Here is a 21,513-nt window from a genome sequence, read left to right on the forward strand (position 1 = left end):
TTGTATGCCGGCTGCATTTTCTCAATCGGCGGTAAGGGTTTCCGGAAAAATTATTGACGAAAAAAACGAGGCGCTGCCTGGTGTGAATATCCAGGTGAAAGGGACGACTACCGGCGCCAGCACCGATGCGGAAGGAAATTACACCGTGAGCGCAACAGCGGGCTCCACGCTGATATTTTCCTTTATAGGATATCAAAGTCAGGAAATACCGATCGGTAATAGTTCGGAGATCAATGTGACGCTGAAAGCCGATGTTGCTGTTTTGCAGGAGGTTTTGGTAGTTGGGTACGGGGTGCAGTCACGGGAAACGCTCACTACGTCCATTTCCAAGCTGGATACCAAAGTGCTCGAAAATGTGCCTTTCGCCAATGCGGCTTCGGCCTTGCAGGGGACCGTGTCGGGGGTGCGGGTACAGAGTACCTCGGGACAGCCCGGCGCAGCGCCCCGCGTGATCGTGCGTGGCGGGACCTCCATTAATAATCCCAACGGAGCTAGTCCATTATACATTATCGACGGGGTGATCCGCACCGATATGAATGATATCAATTCCGAGGATATAGAATCCATGCAGGTATTAAAAGATGCCGCTTCCACCGCGATATACGGTGCCAGGGGCTCGAACGGGGTAGTGATTATTACGACAAAAAATGGAAAGGCCGGGCAAACGCGCATATCCTATTCCTACGATCTCACAACTTCGAAGCCGGGTAAATTATTTGAACTGGCAAATGCGAGAGATTATTTGACCGTCAATAGGTTAGGTGTTTTTAGTGCTGCCAAATTCGGCGACTATACTTCCAGGTTGACTTTGCCGATGGGTTACGGAACCGGCAACGATCTAACCAACAATACCGCCTTCACCACGCAGTACCTCACTCCCGCTAACGAGCATAAGTTGAAAGAAGGCTGGCAAAGCATGCCCGACCCGGCCGATCCTACCAAGACACTGATATTTCAAGACACCGATTTTCAGTCACTTAACTATCAGACGGGGTTGTCGCATAACCATAACCTGTCGATTTCCGGCGGTACCGAAAAAGCTACTTTCAATGCGGGCGTAGGGTATATGTCGGCCGATGGGACGGTTATTACCACCAAGTACAACCGTTTGAGTTTTAGTTTAAATGGGGATATCAAAGTAAAAAAGAACCTGAGCGTTTTCTCCCGCGTGATGTATTCGCGGGCTAAGTCCAATATGCCTTACGGTTCAACGGCGGTCACATTTTACCGGAATGCGGGCCTCGCACCGACGGCCAAATACAAATTTGAAGACGGTACACTTGCGCCGGGAACCAACAATGGGATCGGTAACCCGGAGTACCAGATGAATACCAGAGTTTATGATAATGCAAACGAGAAGTTGACACTTACACTCGGCTCGCACTGGGATATTCTGCCCGGCCTGTCATTTGATCCGCAGATTTCCATGTACAATGTTTCCAGGGACGCTCGCTCGTTTCAGCCCGGCTACTGGAACGGTCCGCTTGCGTTTGTAGACTCCCGTATCTCGTCCGCCAGTGCTTCCAAGTGGCGGCAGACACAAGCGGAAGGTGTGTTTTCTTATACCAAAACATTCAAAGACCATAATCTCGACGTAAAAGCGGGTTTCTCCTACTTTGTCCGCGACACTTCCGGGATCAGCGCAACGGGCCGGGGCGCTTCCACAGATCTGATCCCGACCCTGAATGCATCCGGCGAAGCGACTGCTGTGAGTGGAACCGTAACAAAGCAAACGATCCTGGGGTATTTTGGAAGTGCCAATTATAACTACCGGCTCAAATACCTGCTGACTGTGAACATGCGCTACGACGGTGCCTCTAACCTCGGCGACGACTACAAATGGGGATTATTTCCGGGAGTATCGCTGGGCTGGAATATTCATAAGGAAGATTTCTGGGCGGGGATTTCAAGAGGTGTGTCGCAGCTGAAACTAAGGGGAAGTTATGGTGTAAATGGTAATATCAGCGGGCTCGGCGACTTCACGGCGCAGGGAGCGTACGGTGTGGGTGGCAAATATGGCGGCGCAGCTGCGATCCAGAATACAGTTATTCCTAACAGCGAGCTGAAATGGGAACAATCTAAAACCTTTGACATAGGTGCGGACTTTGGATTCTTTGACAACCGCATTACGATGATCCTCGACTATTACCGGCGCGTGACGAGCAACCTGCTGACCAGTCTGCCGCTGCCGCAATCCACCGGTTTCGGGAGCGTGCTGACCAACCTGGGTACATTGGAAAACAAAGGTTTTGAAATAGAACTCGGTGCGCGCGTGTTACCGGCAAGTTCTGCCTTGCAATGGAACGTTGCTTTCAATGCTTCAAAGACAAAAAATAAAGTGCTGAAACTGCCAAATAATGGCATTCCGAATAATAGAGTAGGGGGTATATTGATCTGGGACGATGCTATTCAGGATTACGCCTGGAAAGGCGGGTTGCAGGAGGGAGTTCGGTTAGGAGAAATGTTTGACAGGCAGCAGGTGCGGATCTACCCGACCGATGAAGATGCAAAAAACGGCCCTATTGCTTCCTACATCGTGGGCGCGGATAAAACCCAGTATGGCGGTGATGTGGAATTTTATGATGCTGATAAAAATGGCACGATCGATTCCAGAGACAAAAGGTATATGGGCAATGCTTATCCGCTGTGGACAGGAGGTTTATCGAATACATTGAGTTACAAAGGTTTGAACCTGTACGTGCGTATGGACTACACGACGGGTCACACCATTTTCAACTGGGGCCGGATGTTCCTCGACGGGAATATGTATTCGGACGGAAACCTGACGCAAAGAATGGTGGACCGCTCCTGGAAAAAACAGGGCGACATTACCGACACGCCGCGGTCGTACTGGGGAGGCGAGCGTGTACAGCGCAATTTGTTCGATGGTGTGACTACTTCCGGAAATTCGATGTATATGGAATCCGGCGATTTTCTGGCGATCCGGGAAGTGACGCTCAGCTATTCGATACCTTCCAGAATATTAAACAAGCTGAAAATTGCGGCATTGAGGTTCAATGTTACTGCCAACAACATTCATTATTTCACCAAATATCTGGGGCTGAACCCCGAAGAGGGCGGCGTGGACGACGGCCGGTATGCAATGCCTAAAAATCTCATCTTCGGAGCTAATCTATCATTTTGATCATCAAGGGAATCATGAAAAAAACTAAACAAATTGCATTGACCCTGCTGGTATGTTTCTGCGGCGTTTCCTGCGACGTGCTGGACGTAGCCCCTACCAGCGTAATCACAACTACTTCGTTCTGGAAAACACAAAACGATGCAGAAGGAGCCTTAAACGGAATGTACGTGAACCTCCGGAACATCTCGGGCGCTATTTACACCGTGGGCGAGCAGCGCAGCGAGGTTTTTGAAGGCGGCGTATACGGCAGCGGCAGGAACGACCTTTTCCTGAACGAAATCAGCGGCGACCAGCCCAATCATCCGGACTGGAGCGGGTTCTATACTGTCATCAATTCTGCTAACCTGCTCATCAAGTACACGCCCGGTATCACATTTAAATCGGAAGCTGCCAAAAACATGGTGCTAGCACAGGCATACGCAATGCGGGCTTATACTTATTTCGTGATGACCAAAACCTGGGGCGATCTGATCATCCGGACTGAGCCTACTGAAAGTTCAAACGCTGAAATTACCATCAAAGAGCGTGCGCCTCAGGCTGAGGTATTTGCATTGATCAAAAGTGATATTGAAATGGCGCTGTCGCTTTTCCCTGATAATAATTTCCTGGCTGGTCGTTCTAAATGGTCGAAAGCTGGTGCCAATACATTGAAAGCGGACGTATTTCTGTGGACAGGCAAGCGAATGAATGGAGGCGCAGCCGATTTTACTACGGCGCTGGCCGCAATTGCGGAAGTGGAAAAAGCGGACGTTTCGCTGCTGCCCAATTTTGCGGATCTGTTTGAGTATGCGAACAAAGGCAACAAGGAAACGATCATGACGATACGTTACCAGGACCTGGACGGCGCAGCCAATAACCAATTCTGGCTGCATTGGATCATCGACAGTGCAGTACCCGCTAATATCGACGCGGCGACGAAGGCAATGATACAGCCGGTGGGTGGCGGGCAGGGCCTGCTGGTGATCACGCCGCTGGTACGAAACCAGTTCACCGAAGACGATACCCGAAAAAAAGGATCATTCCACGAAATTTTCACTTACGACGCCGCGGGTAAGGCTACCTTCTACACGACTCTATCTATGAAAGGGCGCGGCTTGCTGACCGGCGGAACCAGGCTTTTCCTGAGCGATATCGTGCTATACCGTTACGCTGACGTGATTTTGCTGAAAGCAGAAGCCAAAAATGCACTTGACCAGGACCCGAGCGAGGAGATTAATAAAGTGCGCCAGCGGGCTTACGGTGCCAATTATAGCAAACACGTTTTTGTTAAAGGCACGAAACAGGCTAACGATGATGCGATATTGAAGGAAAGACTTTTTGAGCTGATATACGAAGGGAAAAGATGGTGGGACCTCGTCCGTTTTGGAAAAGCTTTTGACCTGGTACCAAATCTCCAAGCCAGAAAAGGACAGGATCATCTGCTGCTCTTCCCGATCGCAAATACGGTATTAAGCCTCGAACCGAAAGTGAAGCAAAATCCGGGGTATAACTAACAGCAAGCATTCATTTTAATACTGGAAAAAATGGATATTGAACTGATCAAAAAGAGATTTGAAGAAGACGGTTATGTCTTTTTGCCGGGATTTATGTCGCAGGAAGAAATTACAGATGTGAATCAGAAACTGGAAGTTTTTATCGCAGATGTAGTGCCGGGTTTGCCTGCAAATGATGTTTTTTATGAAGATAAAAATGCCCCGGAAACCTTGAAACAGATCATGCATGTATCTGAATATGAACCTTCTTTCGCGCCCATGCTACACAATAGTAAGTTTAGTGAGATTGCAGGTCAGTTGCTTGAAGATCAGATCGTTCCCAGGATTTTGGAATATTTTAATAAACCACCTAAAATCGGCAAACCGACGCCACCGCACCAGGACGGATATTATTTTATGCTCAAACCGGCCAAAGCAGTGACCATGTGGATGGCGCTGGAAAATGTGGACGAGGCCAATGGTTGTGTGCGTTATGTAAGGGGCTCGCACAAGAAGGGAATGCGCCGTCACGGCCGCACGCAGACGCTCGGCTTTTCGCAGGGTATTACCGATTATGGTCTGCCTGAAGACCTGGAAAACGAGATTGCATTTCCCGCTAAGCCGGGCGATCTGCTGATCCACGATTCACTTACCATCCACCGCGCCGACGGTAACCAAACCTCCGATCGTACCCGGAGAGCATTGGGTTTTATCTACTTCGGCGAATCCGCCCGGGAAGATGTAGAGGCCAAAGCGGCTTATCAAGCTCAATTACAGAAGGAAATGCGCGAAAAAGGCGAGCTCGTGGCTGAATGAATGCATTCAAATTACTCACTTTCTAATCTGATTATATGTTGAAAATGAAATGGTTTTTGCTGGTTTTGTTTGTTTCCGGAACCAGCTTCACATTTGCAAATACAGGAAATCCGGCGGATTCTATCCGGGTTACCAGAGTTTGGGACAAGGAGCCGCACAATGCATTCCCCGATCTGATCCAATTCAAAGACTATTATTACATTACATTTCGTGAAGGTTCGAACCACGTAGGGAATGAGAACAATGGAAAGGTGCGGATCGTCAGATCGAAGAACCGCAAAGATTGGGAACCGGTGGCTTTGTTTGATATGGACGCAGAGGATGTCCGGGAAGCCAGGCTCTCTGTCCGGCCCAACGGGACTTTAATGGCAATCGTGGCAGTCGGTGTTGTCAAGGATGGAAGATACATTTCACTGGCACCTTACGTTTCCATGTCCGATAAGTCAGGCACAAATTTCTCACAGCCCGAAAAAACGACTTTCAGCAAAGAAATTACCCCGACCCTTGACTGGATCTGGCGGGTGACCTGGCACAAAGGCACAGGTTACGGGGTTATGTACACTGCCGAATACAAAATGGTCGACGGTAAGCGCGTACGGACTATGTTCGCTCAACTTCTCAAAACCAAAGACGGCAAATACTACGAGAAAGTACCCGGACTCGAAATAGACGGCAGCCCCAACGAATCGACCATTCGTTTTGATAAAAACAACAAAATGTACGTGTTGGTCAGAAGAGAAACTGGTGACCAGATGGGCGTACTTGCAGTCAGTGACTTTCCCTATAATCAGTGGAAATACAATAAGTTAAGTGTCAGACTCGGCGGGCCAAACTTCCAGTTTCTGGACAGCGACCGGCTGATCATCGGCTCGCGGTGGCACGAGGGAAAAGAAGCCTCCACTGCGTTGCATGTAACGGATCTTGAAGGTAAGATCCTCAAAACCATCAAATTGCCCAGCAATGGCGACAGCAGCTATCCCGGTCTTATCCTGGAAAAGAACCAGCTATATGTGGCCTATTATTCCAGTCACGAAGGGAAGTCGATCATTTATCAGGCAGAAATTCCGCTGAAAGACCTGCAAACCGGCAGGTAGCCTTTGCATTCATATCAGCAGCAATTTAGTATTCAATTTACCCGTATTAATTATGTCAACAATCCAGGCAGCTCCATTGAAAGCTGAGAACGTATTGCCTTCCGGCGCCTGGCGGATTGTGATTTTGCTGTGTTTTGTGGGTTGTCTTAATTACCTGGACCGTACCATGATCACCACCATGCGTACCTCCATTATTCAGGCAATGCCGATGACCGACGCGCAGTTTGGGTTATTAACTTCCGTTTTTTTGTGGGTATATGGTATTCTGAGTCCGTTCGCTGGTTTTCTGGCCGATCATTTCAACAGGAGCCGTGTAATCATCGTCAGTCTGTTTGTATGGTCTGCGGTAACGTGGCTTACATCTTACGCGACCACATTCGAGGAGCTGCTGGCGACGCGGGTATTGATGGGCGTGAGCGAGGCTTGTTACATTCCCGCCGCCGTCGCATTGATCGTCGATTATCATAAAACCACGACCCGCTCCCTTGCTTCCGGTATTCATATTGCGGGTGTTATGGTGGGGCAAAGCCTTGGTTTTGTGGGCGGCTGGATCGCCGAGGATTACGATTGGAGTGCGCCTTTCAGCGTTTTCGGGGTGATCGGTGTGGCGTATTCCTTTGTTCTTTTATGGCTTTTGAAAGATGCGCCCAAAAGTGCGCAAACGGAGGAAAAGCCCGCAGAACCAAAAGTAGATTTCTTCCAGGCGCTCCGCAGTTTGTTCAGTCAAGGATCGTTTATCCTGCTGATCATTTTCTGGTCGCTGCTGGGTATTATCGGGTGGATGGTAATGGGCTGGATGCCAACTTACTATAAAGAGCACTTCAACCTCTCGCAGGGAATGGCCGGGCTATATGCCACAGGTTACCTGTACCCGGCTTCCATTGTCGGCGTGATCCTGGGCGGGTTTCTGTCAGATCGCTTTGCCAAAGGGAGTGTCAATTCCAAGTTTCTTATCCCGGTGATCGGGCTGTGCATTGCAGCGCCGAGCATTTTCATTGCGAGTAATACTTCATTGTTGCCGCTGGCGATCGGGATGTTTATGATTTATGGAGTTACCCGCATGTTCAGTGACGCCAACCTGATGCCGATACTTTGTCTTACCGCCGATCCCCGCTACCGTGCGACCGGGTATGGTGTACTCAACTTTTTTGCCTGCGTGATCGGAGGGATCGGCTTGTACGCAGGTGGGGTTCTGCGCGATATGCATGTGGATCTGGGACAGATATTCCGGTTTGCAGGCGTGCTGATGTTCGTGTGCGTAGGAATCCTGTTCTTAATTAAGAAGAGGGCAAATGCAAAGCAGCCTGGTATTTAGTATTTAAAAAGCATCTATTCCTAAACCTTAATGATATGAATACCAACCGATTTTCACGTTTCCTGCTGCTGAGCGCCCTGCTGGTTTCCGGCGATTTGCTCGCCCGGGAAACACGAATACCGTCTCCGGCAGACACATTGAAACCGATGTTGATCTCAAAAGGCGGTGATGCCGGCGACTACCAGGCATTCCCCGATGCATGCCGGCTCAAAAACGGAGATATCGTGGCTGTGTTCTATGCGGGCGACGAACATGTGACGAAGCAAAGCGAAAAGTATCCCAAGGCCGGACGGATCTGTCTGGTTCGGTCCAAAGACGAAGGCCGTACCTGGTCGAAACCGGTCACGATTTATGACGATACCGACGACAACCGCGACCCGCATATTGCGCAGCTCAGCGACGGATCGGTAGTGATCAGTTTTTTCTCACTCCGGTATGCCGCTTTTGGGGCCAAAGAATATAAAATGGTCGGAAGCCCGCAGCTGCTCTGGTCGCGGGATAATGGTAAAACCTGGGATAAAAAAGCGACCCTGCTGGAAACCGGCGATATCGACTGGCTTTCCTCGGCGCAGGTGCGCGAAATGCCTGACGGTACCGTCATTTTGCCTGTTTACCATCAGGAGGGTCGGGGAGGCCTGAAAGCCTGGGGCGGCGTGATGCGCTCAAAAGACAAAGGAAAAACGTGGAGCCCGGTGATCACGATCGGTGAAAAAGCAAATCTCCCGCTGGCTGCCGAAACGGACGTGATCCTCCTCAAAGACGGAACGCTCTATGCCGCACTGCGCGCGCAGCAGGAAGTACACATGCATTTTGCAAAGAGTAACGACATGGGCAAAACCTGGTCGGATGTGGAGGATATTGGTTTTCGCGGCCACTCGCCTTCATTTACCCGATTGAAAACAGGGGAAATATTGCTCACTACCAGGGCATTCCGGGATGCGCCTTCCAAGAAAGGGTACACCGGATTGCGCATTAGCAGGGACGAAGCGAAAACCTGGGAGGGACCTTACCTGGTAGACGAAACGCTGGGTGCATATCCATCGACGGTTGAGTTGAAAGACGGTTCGGTACTGGTGGTATATTATGAAGAAGGCCAGGGGAGCGGAATCCGTGCTTACCGCTTCAAAGTGCCGGCGAAGGCAGCAGATGCGCCTTTTTCCGAGCCCAAAAAACTGGAAGTATTGCCCGGCAAGTGACCAGCTCCTCTCGCTATTGAATCAAAACTAACCCGCTTTTTATGAAATTGAATCAGATACTGATCCCTGCACTGCTCTTTACATTACTAGTTAATCTCCCGGCGGTAGCAAACCCAAGCGAATTTTCAGACCCTAAAACAGTTGTTACCTCCGCCGACAGCATTCCCGGCGTGCGTAAAATAGAGGATGTGATCATTTATCAGGATGAAAAATTCCATTCCGCTTTTCCTTCGGTGATTAAGAAGAAGAACGGCGAGATTTTACTCGCATTCCGGCGCGCGCCGAACCGGAAGGTTTTCGGTGAAAAAGGCACCAGTCATGTAGATCCTAACAGTTACCTCGTGGCTTTGAAATCGAAAGACGGCAAAACCTGGACACCGGAACCGGAGCTGATCTACGCCCACACTTTCGGCGGATCGCAGGATCCGTGCCTGCTGCAACTGCGGGACGGTACTTTGCTTTGCGCGAGCTACGGCTGGGCTTTTGTGCGCCCCGAGGGAATGGAAAGTCTGAAAAAACCTTACTTCCTGGCCGGCGGGGCTGTTTTTCTGGGCGGATACGTCCTGCGCTCTACCGACGGCGCCAAATCCTGGCAGGGGCCTTTGTACCCGCCGCATATTGAACCGGAGATCAATCACACGGCAATGGGAAATATGGTGCCGGCTTATAATCGGGGCGCCATGTATGAGGGAAAGGACGGACGCATTTTCTGGGTAGTGGCAGCAACCGACCGCCAAACACCGAGCAAGACTTCCAACCATTTACTGATCTCAACTGACAAAGGGCTGACCTGGAAATATTCCGCGCCGGTGGCCGTGGACGAGAAAGTCTCCTTCAATGAAGCCTCGGTTTACGAAACACCGAAGGGTGATATTGTTGCGTTTCTGCGTACTGCCGGGCTCGATGACCAGGCTTGCATTGCGCGCTCTACCGATGGCGGGAAAACATTCACCGCCTGGGAGAAAATGGGTTTTCAGGGCCACCCGATGCAGGCGCTTCGCCTGCCCGACAACCGCGTGCTGGTTTCCTATGGTTACCGTCACAAGCCGCTGGGTATCCGCGCCCGCATCCTGAATGCGGAATGCACCGACTTCGCCACTGCGCCTGAAATTGTATTGCGCATCGACGGCGGTACCACCGACCTGGGTTACCCGTGGGCTGTGCAGCTGGATAAGAACCGTGTGCTGGTTAGTTATTATTTCAATGTGCCCGGCGGCCCGCAGCATATTGCAGGCAGTATTCTGGAAATTAAATAGTTGGGTGATTTATTGAAAACCTGATTTCAAAATGATCGGTAAATGCGCTTTCCGGCACACAGGTATTATCGTACAGCTTACTCTGCTGCTGATTGGAGGCAATGCTTTTGGTCAGACAGTGAGCTGGGACAGTACTACCCGGCCAGAAATTTACCCGCCGCGTGTTGCGCTGATGAAAACCTTTCATCACTCCAAGAAAGATATCGTCTTTCTGGGAAACAGCATTACGTTCTGGGCAGAATGGCAGGAATTGCTGGGCAACAAGCGTATCCGCAACAGAGGAATTCCCGGCGATACCAGCTACGGTATTCTCGACCGCCTGGACGAAGTGACGGGCGGGAAACCGGCAAAAGTGTTCCTGATGATCGGTATCAATGATCTGGCCAAAAACACGCCTGGGCATGTGCTGACCAATAATTATAAACGCATTGTGAGAAGGATAAAAACAAAGTCGCCCAAAACCCGCATTTACCTGCAAACGATGCTGCCAACCAACGATTCTTTCAAAAAGCTGCCTAACCATTGTAATAAGGATGAGCTGATCAGGGAAGTGAACAGCGGGTTGGCGATATTGGCAAAGGAAGAAAACGCTGTATTCATCGACCTGTACAGCCATTTTGTGAATCATGAAGGTAAGTTAAAAAAGGAGCTCACCTGGGACGGTGTCCATTTGACCGCCGAAGGCTACCAGCTGTGGGCGGAAATTTTGAAAAAGGGGAAATTTTTGAAATAGAAATAAAAACTGCTGATGTAATGACAGACGCTGCTGCCGACATATTGAATTTGAAAGACAAGCATATCTGGGTTTTTGGCGGGGCCGGCTATCTTGGACAGGCCACGGTTTCGGTGCTGGATAAACTGGGTGCAAAAGTGCTTTGTGTAGATCTGGGCGACCGGGCAGAGGCTTTTGTAAGAAAACAAAATCTGACAAATACCGCCTATGCTGCGCTCGACATCAGAGATACCGGGGCCGCGGAGCGGTTTGTTAGCGAAAAAATAGCGGAACTCGGAGTGCCCGACGGTTATGTTAACCTCACCACCGCTACCACGGCGAAGAGAATGGAGGAACTCACCGCAGAGGATTTTGACGAAGTGAACCACGGCGGCCTTACCGCCACATTCATCCTTACCCGCGCCATCGGTTTACAAATGGCTGCACGGAAAAAAGGTAGTATTGTCCTTTTTTCGAGCATGTACGGTTCGGTATCCCCTTATCCCGAAGTTTACCAGGAACCAATGAACAAAAATCCGCTGGAATATGGCGTTGGCAAAGCCGGAATCACCCAAATGACGCGCTACCTGGCTGTTCACTGGGGCAAATCCAATGTGCGGTGCAACTGCATTTCACCCGGACCTTTCCCTAATCCTGATGTACAAAAAGGCCACGCGGCTTTCGTAGAACGGTTAGCTGGCAAATCTCCGATGGGGCGCATTGGTCAGGCTTCGGAAATCGCAGGATCGGTCGCTTTTTTATTGTCTGATGCCGCTTCCTACATCACCGGCCAGGACCTGGCTGTGGATGGCGGCTGGACAAGTTGGTAAAATCACTCAGCCATTTTATGAAACTCAATCCAATCGTTTTTACGCTTATTTTCTTTTCGGTTATGAGCAGTGCGTGCAATAGCAAGAAGTCCGATTCTGAGATTTCAAGCGAAGTCGGGCAGCAATCGATCGCAGTTTTGAGACAGGTACTGGCGACTCAGAAAGAATGGGTGAAGGTCCACGCGGCCGAATATCTGATCTGGGCCGGGCATCCGGAAGGCGTGCGGGAAGCTTATCTGGAAGAAGAAAAATTATGGAGCACCAAGCCGCAATACCGGATAGGGATTTGGCGGGTACTGGCGCAGGTGGCTGAAAATCCGGCTGACAAGAAAATCTGGACCAACAAGATTCTGGATGTATTTCTGGATTCATCAGCAACAGACCGGACGCACGCGGCTGAAACGCTCGCGAAACTTAAAATTTCACCGTATGAAAATAACATACTCTTAACCGAAGCTACCCTCAAAAGTCCCGTAAAACCCTTGGCGCTTTACACTTTGTGGAGTACTGCATTTACGTCGGCGGATTCAATGAAATCCGTTTCGGAGCATTTTTTAAAAACGGTGACGGATGTAAATGCCGAATCTGCTGACAGGCTGATCCCGGCTTACGCGTTGCGCCAGTTAAAGGGGATTTCCGAAGAAGAATCGGCGCAGCTGGCAGAGGCGGCGCTGGCAGAACCAGCCGATTCGCCCGCAAGGATATACTTGCTGTCCGCGGCTTTTACCAATATGAAAGGAAATTCAGCACAGTCGGAAAAGCTGCATGCTGAAATTGTAAAATATGCAAACTCACCTTCGAAGGGTAATATCTCCGAAATAGCGGCGGCGCTGGCTGAGAAAGGTAATGTTGAGGATATATCAATCTTAACTCCGCTGCTCACCCATGCAAGCCAGCTGGAAAGCGAAGCAGACCGGGCAGATGTTGCAGCCGCTGCTGCCCACGCTATTTTAAAAATAAACCAAAGAGAATAATGGAGGCAGTTATTCTTCACTTAACCTGAGAAAAAATAACCAGGCTTTGAAAAATAGTATCAGAAATAGGAATGAAAGTAACAGCACGGTTTACCGCCTAATACTAATTTTGATTTAAACAGAAAACCATGAAAATGCGCGAAAGCAGGGTACTGAAAAAGCTGAGGGCAGGCGAAATCGTAAGTTGTTTTAAAATCAATCTGTCTGACGCCCGCGTTTCTGAAATCGCCGCTATTTCGGGTTTTGACTGCGTTTGGACGGATCAGGAGCATATTGGTCAGGATTGGTCGATACTTGCTTCTAATATCTGGGCTACCAAAGCGCATGATACCGACATGCTGGTAAGGGTACCGAGGGGCAGTTACAGCGATTTCATCCGTCCGCTCGAACTCGACGCGACGGGCATTATGGTCCCGCATATTATGAACCTGGCCGAAGCCGAACTGATCGTCAGCATGACGCGCTTTCACCCAACTGGCCGCCGGCCGATCGACGGTGGCAATTCCGACGGTGCCTACACCGCGCTGGATTTCAATGAATACCTCGTGCAGGCCAACCGGCAGCGTTTTGTGATCTTCCAGATCGAAGACCCCGAGCCGCTGGAAGAGCTGGAAGAAATAGCCGCACTGGACGGATATGATATGCTGTTTTTCGGTCCGGGCGATTTCAGTCAAGGTATCGGCGCGCCAGGTGAATGGAACCACCCCGAGCTGATCGCAGCCCGGAAAAGAGTGGCGGAAGTTGCGCGGAAGCACGGAAAGTTTGCGGGAACTGTCGGCGGTCCGGGGAATGCAGACGAGCTGATCGCGATGGGGTACCAGTTTATCAGCATGGGCGCCGATGTGGTGGGGATTAAAAATTACTGCCAGGAGCTGGTGAGTGCATTTACCAAGTCTTCGGCAGTAGGGTCGAAAAATTCCTATATGGACACCTGAGAAGGGATATTCACATCAAAACTCTAATATAAATTGAAAAAGCGACCGCTGGGAAATACTGGGATCGATGTATCTGAAATTGCTTTTGGCGGGGTCGAGATTGGTATGCCCTACGGGATCGGCGTGGCAGGCAGGGAGGATATGCTATCTGAAAAAGATGCAGTTCACCTGCTTCACGCAGCGCAGGAACAGGGAATCAATTTTTTCGACACAGCCCGCTTGTATGGTGAAAGTGAAGCCATTATGGGCAAAGCTTTTGAACACAGACGAAGTGAGATCGTACTGGCAACCAAATGCGCCCATTTTCGAAAAGGCGGTAAGATGCTGCCAGATAGCGAGACCAAGCCATTCATTCTGAATTCGTTACAACAGAGTTTGGAAATGCTCAGGACAGATTATCTGGACGTTTTCATGCTGCACCAGGCAGATGCAGAAATTTTGCAAAACGAAGTGATCGCCGAAGTTTTTTCTGATTTGAAACAAAAAAATATAATAAAAGCGACCGGCGCGTCGACCTATTCCACCGAGGAAACAAGGCTGGCGATTGACAGCGGCAACTGGGATATGATCCAGCTGCCCTTTAATCTAATGGATCAGCGGCAAGGGGAATTTTTCAAAATAGCTTCGGAGAATGGTGTGGGATTGGTGATCCGGTCGGTATTGATGAAGGGATTGTTGAGCGACAGGGGTAAAAACCTGCACCCGGCGCTGGCAGATGTGGAGCGGCACATTCAAGGTTATCATGCATTGACCGGTGGACAATTTCCCGATCTGCCAACGCTGGCAACCCAGTTTGCACTGTCATTTAATGAGGTATCCTCGGTATTAGTGGGTATTGATAAAATGGAATATTTACACAAAGCACTGGCAACGGCAAACGGCCATTACCTGGACGAGCCGATAATGAAAGAAGCTAAAAATCTCGTATACCCCAACCCCGAATTCCTAAACCTACCGCACTGGGACAGAATGGGATGGTTAAAATAAACTGATCAAGCACCAAAAAGCTAAGAGCTAACAGCTAACAGCTAAAAGCCAAAATAAACCATGTTAAAAATCGGAATCATCGGCATGAGCCCCGGCAATGCACATCCTTATTCCTGGTCGGCGATAATAAATGGCGAATTTGATGGCGACGAGATCACGCGTGTGGGTTATCCGGCCGTAGCCGCCTACCTCGAAGCCAACCGCGACACGCTGGGTTTGCCGGCTGCAAAAGTCACACACGTGTGGACGCAGGATCGGGAAATCTCTGAGAGTATTTGCAAGGCTGCTGGCGTAGAGGTAGTTGTAAATGAACTGGCAGATATGATCGGGGAAGTGGATGCCGTGATTCTGGCGCGCGACGATCCTGAAAATCATAAGGAAATGGCGCGGCCGTTCATCGAAGCGGGCGTGCCGATATTTATAGACAAACCGCTTGCTTATTCCACCGAAGACCTTGACTGGTTCTCTGCCCAAAATGCGGCAGGGAAGTTCATTATGTCCTGCTCTTCTATGCGCTATGCAAACGAAGCTCGCATTGCAAAACAGGAACTGAAATCGCTCGGCAAGCTGGAACTCGTTACTGCCGTGGGCAAGAAAGACTGGAAAAAGTATGGCATACATTTACTCGAAGCCATTTTTGCGATCCTGGATGATCCCAAAGTGGTTTCGGTGAAAAATATTGGCGGGCCGGACAGAGAGATCGTTCACCTCCGCCTCGAAAATGGCCCGGACGTAACACTGCACCTCTTTAACGACATTTCGGGCACCTTCCAGATTTCCCTTTTTGGTCAAAATGGCTGGAAACTAATAGATATCCGCAATTCCTACTCCATGTTCCGCGACAACCTCATCGAATTCATCCGCTCCGTAGAAGAAGAAAAGCCGAGGCTGGACTTTTGGAAGACGGAGGGGATTGTAAGGGTGATTGTCGAAGGGGGAGGAAAGGGAGGAGGGAGGAAGGGAGGAAGGAGGAAGGAGAGTGGAGGAAGGGAGGAAGGAGGAAGGGAGAAAGTTGAGAAAGGACTTGGGAGGAAAGTCGATGTAAAAAACGGCTGAAAACTCAATTCTAGCTTAGTTCTTTTAATTTCTCTATCCCCCCTTTCCTCCATCCTCCCTTTCTCCATCCTCCCTTCCTCCTTCCTACCTTAAAAAAAACCAACAAAAATGCACATCAAACAACTTCTTAGCCTTAAAGACAAAGTAATCCTCGTGACCGGCGGGTCGGGGAATTATGGGAAATGTATTGTGGAGGGGCTGGCTGAGGCTGACGCTACGGTGATTACTACCTCCCGGGATATTGGTTCCGCGCAGGCTACGGCCGCCATTTTTACGGAGCGTGGGCTGGATGTTCATGCCATGGAAGCGGATCAGGGCGATCACGAATCGGTGCTGGCTTTGAAACAAAACATTACGGGTACCTTCGGCAGGCTCGACGGTTTTGTCAATAATGCTGTTTCCAGGCCGATGAAAGGCTACAATGCGCCTTTGAGCCAGTTTGAGGAATCCATGCAAGTCAATGCGACGGGCATGCTGGACCTGCTGCGGGAAATGACGGAGCTGATCGTTATGAGCGGAGGGGGAAGTGTAATCAATATTGCTTCCATGATGGGCATGTTCGGCCCTGACCTTTCCAATTACGACGGAACCGAGAAAATGGGCGATCTGCCACCCGACTATTTCTTCCACAATGCAGGCCTGATCAACCTAAACCGCTACATGGCGCAGATGAATGCAGGGAAAAACGTTCGTTTCAATTGCATTAGTCCAGGCGGATTGTTTAATAATCAGCCGGCTGCATTTGTCAGTAACTACACAAAAAAGGTTCCCCTCCGGCGCATGGCAAACCACGACGATATCAAAGGCCTCGTGGTGCTGCTGGCTTCGGATGCAGGTGCCTATATCAATGGAGAGAATATTCTTATGGATGGTGGACTGAACGCCTGAATCCGGTCTAAAAAATAGTATCAGTAATCCACACAAAAGTAGGAGAACCCAAGAGTATGTGAGATGTACTTTTGTGATGTAGTTATTTTTTGAAATAATATTCTGTTTTTATGAAAAATATAATTCATCCGGACCGTGATCCTGCTTTTGCTACCGGCGCCTATTCCGATGGTATCGTAACCGACGGTTTCCTGTTTGTGAGCGGTCAGGCGGCTGTGGATTTTAAGACTTCCCAATTCGTTTTGGGCACGATTGAAGAGGAAACTGCACGCACATTGGATAACATTGCGGCGATCATCAGAGCTGCCGGAGGTTCTATGGAGAACGTGGTGAAATGCACGGCGCATTTGTCGGATATCAATGATTTTGACCGCTATAATGCGGTGTACGCCACCTACTTTCCTGGAATCAAACCTGCCCGCACTACCGTACAATCGGTACTGGCAGAAAATATCAAAGTGGAGATTGATTGCATCGTAAAACTACCCGCCTGAGCGCCACACCTATGAACGAACAGTCGAATGTTGCGGGGATACCTGTAGGGGTGGTGGGTTTGGGATTGATGGGAAGCAGCATTGTAGCCGCGCTGCTGATCGCGGGCCACCCTGTGAAAGCGATTAGTCCGATAACGCCTGATGCTCAAAATGCTTACGAGCGCATATTTACCCAGCTCAATTACTGTCTGGAAGCCGGTCTAATCGATTCGGTTGAAAAGTTTCGGTCAATGCTTCATATATCAGAGGATTATGCAACACTTGCACCTTGTGAGGTGGTGATTGAATGCGTGATCGAAAAGCTGGAAATCAAATCTGAGGTTTACAAGAAGATCACTTCGGCGGTAAGCCCCTCGTGTATTATTGGCAGCAATACCTCCGCGATTCCGATCAGCGATTTGCAAACTTATGTCGCAAATCCTGAGCGCTTTCTTGGAATCCACTGGGCCGAGCCGGCATTTATGACCCGTTTTTTGGAAATCACCTGCGGAAACCAGACTACCGCTACTTATGCCGACCGGATTTTCTCCCTCGCGCATCGATGGGGCAAAGAACCTACGTTGCTGAAAAAGGATATCCGCGGCTTTATTACTAACCGGCTGATGTACTCGGTTTATCGTGAAATATTCCACCAGATTGAAAGCGGAAATGCTACCCGCGAGGACGTGGACAAAGCATTTCGGTACGACGCCGGTTCCTGGATGACATTAATGGGGCTGTTCAGAAGAATGGATTATACAGGGCTGAAAGATTATGGTACGATCCTGAACAATATTTTCCCGCAGCTCAGCAATACTGAGACTGTTCCGCCAATTATGCAGAAAATGGTTACTGACGCGGCCCGCGGGGTGCATAATGACAAAGGATTATATCCCTACGAACCCGGAGAAGGCAAGCAATGGGACGAAGCTTTTACGCGATTTAATCAGGAAATACACCAGCTAGCGGCGAATTATTCAGAAGAAAACGTCAAAAACCAACTAAACCACACGAAAGCCAAAAGCTAAAAGCTAACAGCTAAAAGCCAACAGCCACTCCCCAATATGAAAACCTACACCAAATCCGCTGCCTTGCTGGAAAGGGCGAAAAAGGTACTTGCCAGCGGCGTTTCGTCAGAATTCAGGAAATATAACCACCCGCACGCGCTTTTTTATACGCATGGAAAAGGGAGCCGGATCTATGACGTCGACGGAAACGAATACCTCGACTTTACCCTCAGCCAGGGTCCGTTGCTATTAGGGCATTCCCATCCGGAAGTATTAAAAGCGATTTCGGAGTATTCTGAAATGGGGCAACTATTTGCCGGTCAGCATATCAAAGAAATAGAGCTGGCTGAAAAACTGAATGGACTGATCCCGTCCGCAGAGTTAATGCGGTTTTGTCTGGACGGTTCAGAGGCGGTGCAAACTGCATTCCGTGTGGCGAGAGCGAAAACGGGCCGGAACAAATTTCTTCGTTTTGAAGGACATTACCACGGCTGGATGGACAATGTGTGCTGGGGTATTTCGGCGCCCTCGCCGGAAGCATTGGGCAGTCGCGAAAACCCGAATGTGTTTCCGTGGACGCAGGGGCTGCCCGAGGGGGTTGAAAACGACTTTATTATACTACCCTGGAACGACCTGGAACTGGTGCGGAAAACGGTCGCTGAAAGACATTCGGAGATCGCCGCGATCATTACGGAACCGATTATGTGTAATAATGGCTGCATCGAGCCCGTGCCCGGCTTTTTACAGGGGTTAAGGGATATTTGCACTGAATTTGGCATTGCACTGATATTCGACGAGGTAATCACGGGCTTTCGGATTTCGCTGGGCGGCGCGCAAAAGCACTTCGGCATTACGCCCGACCTGTCCATTTTTGCCAAAGCGATCGCAAGTGGTTACGCCATCAGCGCGATTGTCGGGAAGTACGAGTGGATGCAGCTCATCGAGCAAGCGAAGGTGATACACGCGGGTACCATGAATGCTGGTAACCCCACCGTGGCGGCCGCGCTGGCTACGATTACCGTTTTGGAAAAAGAGCAACCACATGAAAGAATGTTCAGGCTGGGCAAAAAACTAATGGACGGCCTCAGGGAGGCCGCCGCTGAAAGCGGGCATGCATTGCTGATTGAAGGCCCAGGGCCGATGTTTGCGATGAGCTTTACTTCTTTGGAAAAAACCAGAGACTACCGCGATACGCTCCTGGCGGACAAAGCGAAGCTGGCAAAATTCATTGCAGGCATGCACGACGAAGGTATTCGGGTGATCGGTCGCGGGCTATGGTATATCAGCGCCGTGCACACTGACGAAGAGGTTGAGCTTGCTATCGGAAAAGCCGGAAAAGTGCTTCAAACGATTTGATAATAAGGTATTCAGCTGGATAAATGAAGGGAATGGGAAAACAAATGGAACCTGTATTGCTGGTAGGCGATCGGCCGTTGACGAACAGTATTGCCTCCTGTTTACAGCAGGCCGGATGTGTTTTCACAGGTGTGAAACGGGTGCCTGACGAAGTAAAAACGGCGTACGGATTAGCTATCCTGATCACAGAAGAAGATCTTGAAATCAAGAAAACAAAGATAGCTGAGCTGGAAAAAGTGCTTGATACGAACGCGATCATTGCAGTCAATACGGAAACAATTGGTCTCGATACCCTGCAAAAAGATGCCGCCTTTCCCCGGCGTCTTATTGGCGTAAACTGGACAGAACCTGCGGATACGACCTTTTTTCTTGAAATAATTGCCAATAACGTCACGGATCCTGAACTGGCAGATCAGGTCTGTCACATAGCCGTTGCATTCTGGCAAAAAGACCCTTATGTGATCCATGGCAACATGGGTATCCGCATGCGGTTAATGGCTGCGATGATCCGGGAGGCTTTTTACCTGGTAGAAAACGGGTATGCCACTGTGGAAGATATCGATCGTGCGTGCCGGAATGATGCCGGTTATTACCTGCCTTTTGCCGGAAACCTGCGTTATATGGACCTGATGGGCACTTATGCTTATGGAATGGTGATGAAAGATTTGAATCCCGAGCTGTCCAAAGGAACCCATATCCCCGCATTTTTTCAAGAAATGCTTTTACAAAAAGAATGGGGAATGGAAGGCGAAAAGGGTTTTTACACTTATTCACCGGGAGAAGATAAAAAATGGCAGGCGCTCCTGGGGAAATTCAGCGGTGAGGCGAAGGAGTTAATGGATAAATATCCTCTTAAATATAATCCCGAAGAGGTCGCTGAGCCGGTTCGCAACGGATTCAATTTTCGCTAGTACTATGAGCAGACTGATTTTCGACGCCCACCTGGACCTGGCCATGAATGCCATCGAATGGAACCGCGACCTGATCCTGCCGCTGGACGAAATCCGTCAGCGGGAAATGCACATGTCGGACAAAAATGATCGGGGTAGAGGCACAGTATGCCTTCCTGAGCTCAGAAAAGGCAATGTCGGATTGGTAGTGGCCACCCAGCTGGCGCGAGTTACGCCGTTCGGGAGCGCATTACCGGGCTGGAATTCGCCACAACAGGCCTGGGCGATGACGCAGGCGCAACTAGCCTGGTACCGTGAAATGGAATCGCTTGGGGAAATGGTACAGATCCGGGATGTCGCCGGGCTGGATGCGCATCTCGCACTTTGGAAAAACGATGAAACAGGGAATGAAAAGAAGCCGGTCGGCTATATTCTGAGTCTCGAAGGTGCTGATTCCCTGGTTGATATTTCGTACTTGCATCGCGCGTATGAATATGGTTTACGGGCAGTAGGATTATCGCATTTCGGGCCGGGACGGTATGCGCCGGGTACTAAAATGCAGGGGCCGATAACGCCGCTGGGGTTCGAGCTGATGCGCGAGATGTCCAAGTTGAATATGATCCTGGATACCACGCATTTGACCGATGAAGGTTTTGATCAGGTGTTGGATTTCTACAATGGCCCGATCTGGTCGAGTCACCATAATGTGCGTAAAATCGTCCCGAACCAGCGGCAACTGTCTGACGATCAAATTAAAAGGCTGATAGAGCGGGGTGCTGTCATTGGCGGCATGCTCGATTGCTGGGCTATGGACATTCGCTTTATAGACATGGTTTCCGATCCCTGGCAGCTCGACATCCGGCTTGAACATCTCGTCGACCACTGGGACCACATTTGTCAGATCGCCGGAAACAGCCACCACGTGGCAATAGGGAGCGACCTTGACGGAATTTTCGGTACCGAACAATCTCCCTGGGATATGAACTCCATTGCTGACTTACAGAAATACGAGTCCATTCTTGTCAGAAGGGGTTACTCTGATGTAGATATTGATAATATATTTAGCGGGAATTGGGTGAGGTTTTTGAGGAAGGCGTGGGGAGGTGAATGA

19 protein-coding genes are annotated in these 21,513 nt (G+C 49.8%); all 19 read left to right on the top strand.

Annotated elements, in window-relative coordinates:
- Positions 1 to 4 precede the first annotated feature (4 nt).
- The 19 genes from LZG94_RS24020 to LZG94_RS24110 all read left to right on the top strand — a co-directional run bounded on the left by LZG94_RS24020 (position 5) and on the right by LZG94_RS24110 (position 21,513).
- Positions 5 to 3,145, top strand: coding sequence for a TonB-dependent receptor (locus tag LZG94_RS24020; protein WP_233794207.1), 3,141 nt, complete (start codon positions 5 to 7; stop codon positions 3,143 to 3,145).
- A gap of 14 nt (positions 3,146 to 3,159) precedes the next feature.
- A complete protein-coding gene (locus LZG94_RS24025; RefSeq protein ID WP_233794208.1) occupies positions 3,160 to 4,638 on the top strand; it encodes a RagB/SusD family nutrient uptake outer membrane protein in 1,479 nt (492 codons plus the stop codon).
- Positions 4,639 to 4,668: 30 nt separating this feature from the next.
- Positions 4,669 to 5,433: a phytanoyl-CoA dioxygenase family protein gene (locus LZG94_RS24030; protein WP_233794209.1), complete on the top strand. Its 765-nt coding sequence runs from the start codon at positions 4,669 to 4,671 to the stop codon at positions 5,431 to 5,433.
- A gap of 35 nt (positions 5,434 to 5,468) precedes the next feature.
- Positions 5,469 to 6,527: a hypothetical protein gene (locus tag LZG94_RS24035; protein WP_233794210.1), complete on the top strand. Its 1,059-nt coding sequence runs from the start codon at positions 5,469 to 5,471 to the stop codon at positions 6,525 to 6,527.
- A 52-nt stretch (positions 6,528 to 6,579) separates the two neighbouring features.
- On the top strand, positions 6,580 to 7,842 hold the full coding sequence (locus tag LZG94_RS24040; protein WP_233794211.1) for an MFS transporter: 1,263 nt from the start codon (positions 6,580 to 6,582) through the stop codon (positions 7,840 to 7,842).
- Positions 7,843 to 7,877: 35 nt separating this feature from the next.
- On the top strand, positions 7,878 to 9,038 hold the full coding sequence (locus LZG94_RS24045) for a sialidase family protein (RefSeq protein WP_233794212.1): 1,161 nt from the start codon (positions 7,878 to 7,880) through the stop codon (positions 9,036 to 9,038).
- Positions 9,039 to 9,079: 41 nt separating this feature from the next.
- Entirely contained in the window at positions 9,080 to 10,294 is a 1,215-nt protein-coding gene (locus LZG94_RS24050) for a sialidase family protein (protein ID WP_233794213.1), read from the top strand.
- Positions 10,295 to 10,325: 31 nt separating this feature from the next.
- Positions 10,326 to 11,027, top strand: a complete 702-nt coding sequence (locus tag LZG94_RS24055; protein ID WP_233794214.1) for a GDSL-type esterase/lipase family protein — start codon at positions 10,326 to 10,328, stop codon at positions 11,025 to 11,027.
- Between the two features lie 20 nt (positions 11,028 to 11,047).
- Positions 11,048 to 11,836: an SDR family oxidoreductase gene (locus LZG94_RS24060; protein ID WP_233794215.1), complete on the top strand. Its 789-nt coding sequence runs from the start codon at positions 11,048 to 11,050 to the stop codon at positions 11,834 to 11,836.
- A gap of 17 nt (positions 11,837 to 11,853) precedes the next feature.
- Positions 11,854 to 12,810: a hypothetical protein gene (locus LZG94_RS24065; RefSeq protein ID WP_233794216.1), complete on the top strand. Its 957-nt coding sequence runs from the start codon at positions 11,854 to 11,856 to the stop codon at positions 12,808 to 12,810.
- A gap of 128 nt (positions 12,811 to 12,938) precedes the next feature.
- Complete coding sequence (locus LZG94_RS24070; protein ID WP_233794217.1) at positions 12,939 to 13,745, top strand: HpcH/HpaI aldolase/citrate lyase family protein; 807 nt, start codon at positions 12,939 to 12,941, stop codon at positions 13,743 to 13,745.
- Between the two features lie 33 nt (positions 13,746 to 13,778).
- Complete coding sequence (locus LZG94_RS24075; protein ID WP_233794218.1) at positions 13,779 to 14,732, top strand: aldo/keto reductase; 954 nt, start codon at positions 13,779 to 13,781, stop codon at positions 14,730 to 14,732.
- Between the two features lie 60 nt (positions 14,733 to 14,792).
- A complete protein-coding gene (locus LZG94_RS24080) occupies positions 14,793 to 15,788 on the top strand; it encodes a Gfo/Idh/MocA family protein (protein WP_233794219.1) in 996 nt (331 codons plus the stop codon).
- A 108-nt stretch (positions 15,789 to 15,896) separates the two neighbouring features.
- Positions 15,897 to 16,676 carry an SDR family oxidoreductase gene (locus LZG94_RS24085; RefSeq protein WP_233794220.1) on the top strand — a complete coding sequence of 260 codons (780 nt, stop codon included), beginning with the start codon at positions 15,897 to 15,899 and terminating at the stop codon, positions 16,674 to 16,676.
- A gap of 110 nt (positions 16,677 to 16,786) precedes the next feature.
- Positions 16,787 to 17,170, top strand: a complete 384-nt coding sequence (locus LZG94_RS24090; RefSeq protein ID WP_233794221.1) for a RidA family protein — start codon at positions 16,787 to 16,789, stop codon at positions 17,168 to 17,170.
- Positions 17,146 to 18,177, top strand: a complete 1,032-nt coding sequence (locus tag LZG94_RS24095) for a 3-hydroxyacyl-CoA dehydrogenase family protein (RefSeq protein ID WP_233794222.1) — start codon at positions 17,146 to 17,148, stop codon at positions 18,175 to 18,177. Before LZG94_RS24090 ends, LZG94_RS24095 begins: the two co-directional genes overlap by 25 nt.
- A gap of 36 nt (positions 18,178 to 18,213) precedes the next feature.
- Complete coding sequence (locus tag LZG94_RS24100) at positions 18,214 to 19,512, top strand: aspartate aminotransferase family protein (protein ID WP_233794223.1); 1,299 nt, start codon at positions 18,214 to 18,216, stop codon at positions 19,510 to 19,512.
- Between the two features lie 32 nt (positions 19,513 to 19,544).
- On the top strand, positions 19,545 to 20,423 hold the full coding sequence (locus LZG94_RS24105; RefSeq protein ID WP_233794224.1) for a 3-hydroxyacyl-CoA dehydrogenase family protein: 879 nt from the start codon (positions 19,545 to 19,547) through the stop codon (positions 20,421 to 20,423).
- A gap of 4 nt (positions 20,424 to 20,427) precedes the next feature.
- Entirely contained in the window at positions 20,428 to 21,513 is a 1,086-nt protein-coding gene (locus LZG94_RS24110) for a dipeptidase (RefSeq protein ID WP_233794225.1), read from the top strand.

Source organism: Dyadobacter sp. CY343 (assembly GCF_021390335.1).
Classification (GTDB): Bacteria; Bacteroidota; Bacteroidia; order Cytophagales; family Spirosomataceae; genus Dyadobacter.

Excerpts from the sequence above, each read along its gene's own strand:
- LZG94_RS24020 (WP_233794207.1), top strand. The coding sequence starts at position 5 with ATGCCGGCTGCATTTTCTCAATCGGCGGTAAGGGTTTCCGGAAAAATT.
- LZG94_RS24025 (WP_233794208.1), top strand. The coding sequence starts at position 3,160 with ATGAAAAAAACTAAACAAATTGCATTGACCCTGCTGGTATGTTTCTGC.
- LZG94_RS24030 (WP_233794209.1), top strand. The coding sequence starts at position 4,669 with ATGGATATTGAACTGATCAAAAAGAGATTTGAAGAAGACGGTTATGTC.
- LZG94_RS24035 (WP_233794210.1), top strand. The coding sequence starts at position 5,469 with ATGTTGAAAATGAAATGGTTTTTGCTGGTTTTGTTTGTTTCCGGAACC.
- LZG94_RS24040 (WP_233794211.1), top strand. The coding sequence starts at position 6,580 with ATGTCAACAATCCAGGCAGCTCCATTGAAAGCTGAGAACGTATTGCCT.
- LZG94_RS24045 (WP_233794212.1), top strand. The coding sequence starts at position 7,878 with ATGAATACCAACCGATTTTCACGTTTCCTGCTGCTGAGCGCCCTGCTG.
- LZG94_RS24050 (WP_233794213.1), top strand. The coding sequence starts at position 9,080 with ATGAAATTGAATCAGATACTGATCCCTGCACTGCTCTTTACATTACTA.
- LZG94_RS24055 (WP_233794214.1), top strand. The coding sequence starts at position 10,326 with ATGATCGGTAAATGCGCTTTCCGGCACACAGGTATTATCGTACAGCTT.
- LZG94_RS24060 (WP_233794215.1), top strand. The coding sequence starts at position 11,048 with ATGACAGACGCTGCTGCCGACATATTGAATTTGAAAGACAAGCATATC.
- LZG94_RS24065 (WP_233794216.1), top strand. The coding sequence starts at position 11,854 with ATGAAACTCAATCCAATCGTTTTTACGCTTATTTTCTTTTCGGTTATG.
- LZG94_RS24070 (WP_233794217.1), top strand. The coding sequence starts at position 12,939 with ATGAAAATGCGCGAAAGCAGGGTACTGAAAAAGCTGAGGGCAGGCGAA.
- LZG94_RS24080 (WP_233794219.1), top strand. The coding sequence starts at position 14,793 with ATGTTAAAAATCGGAATCATCGGCATGAGCCCCGGCAATGCACATCCT.
- LZG94_RS24085 (WP_233794220.1), top strand. The coding sequence starts at position 15,897 with ATGCACATCAAACAACTTCTTAGCCTTAAAGACAAAGTAATCCTCGTG.
- LZG94_RS24090 (WP_233794221.1), top strand. The coding sequence starts at position 16,787 with ATGAAAAATATAATTCATCCGGACCGTGATCCTGCTTTTGCTACCGGC.
- LZG94_RS24100 (WP_233794223.1), top strand. The coding sequence starts at position 18,214 with ATGAAAACCTACACCAAATCCGCTGCCTTGCTGGAAAGGGCGAAAAAG.
- LZG94_RS24105 (WP_233794224.1), top strand. The coding sequence starts at position 19,545 with ATGGGAAAACAAATGGAACCTGTATTGCTGGTAGGCGATCGGCCGTTG.
- LZG94_RS24110 (WP_233794225.1), top strand. The coding sequence starts at position 20,428 with ATGAGCAGACTGATTTTCGACGCCCACCTGGACCTGGCCATGAATGCC.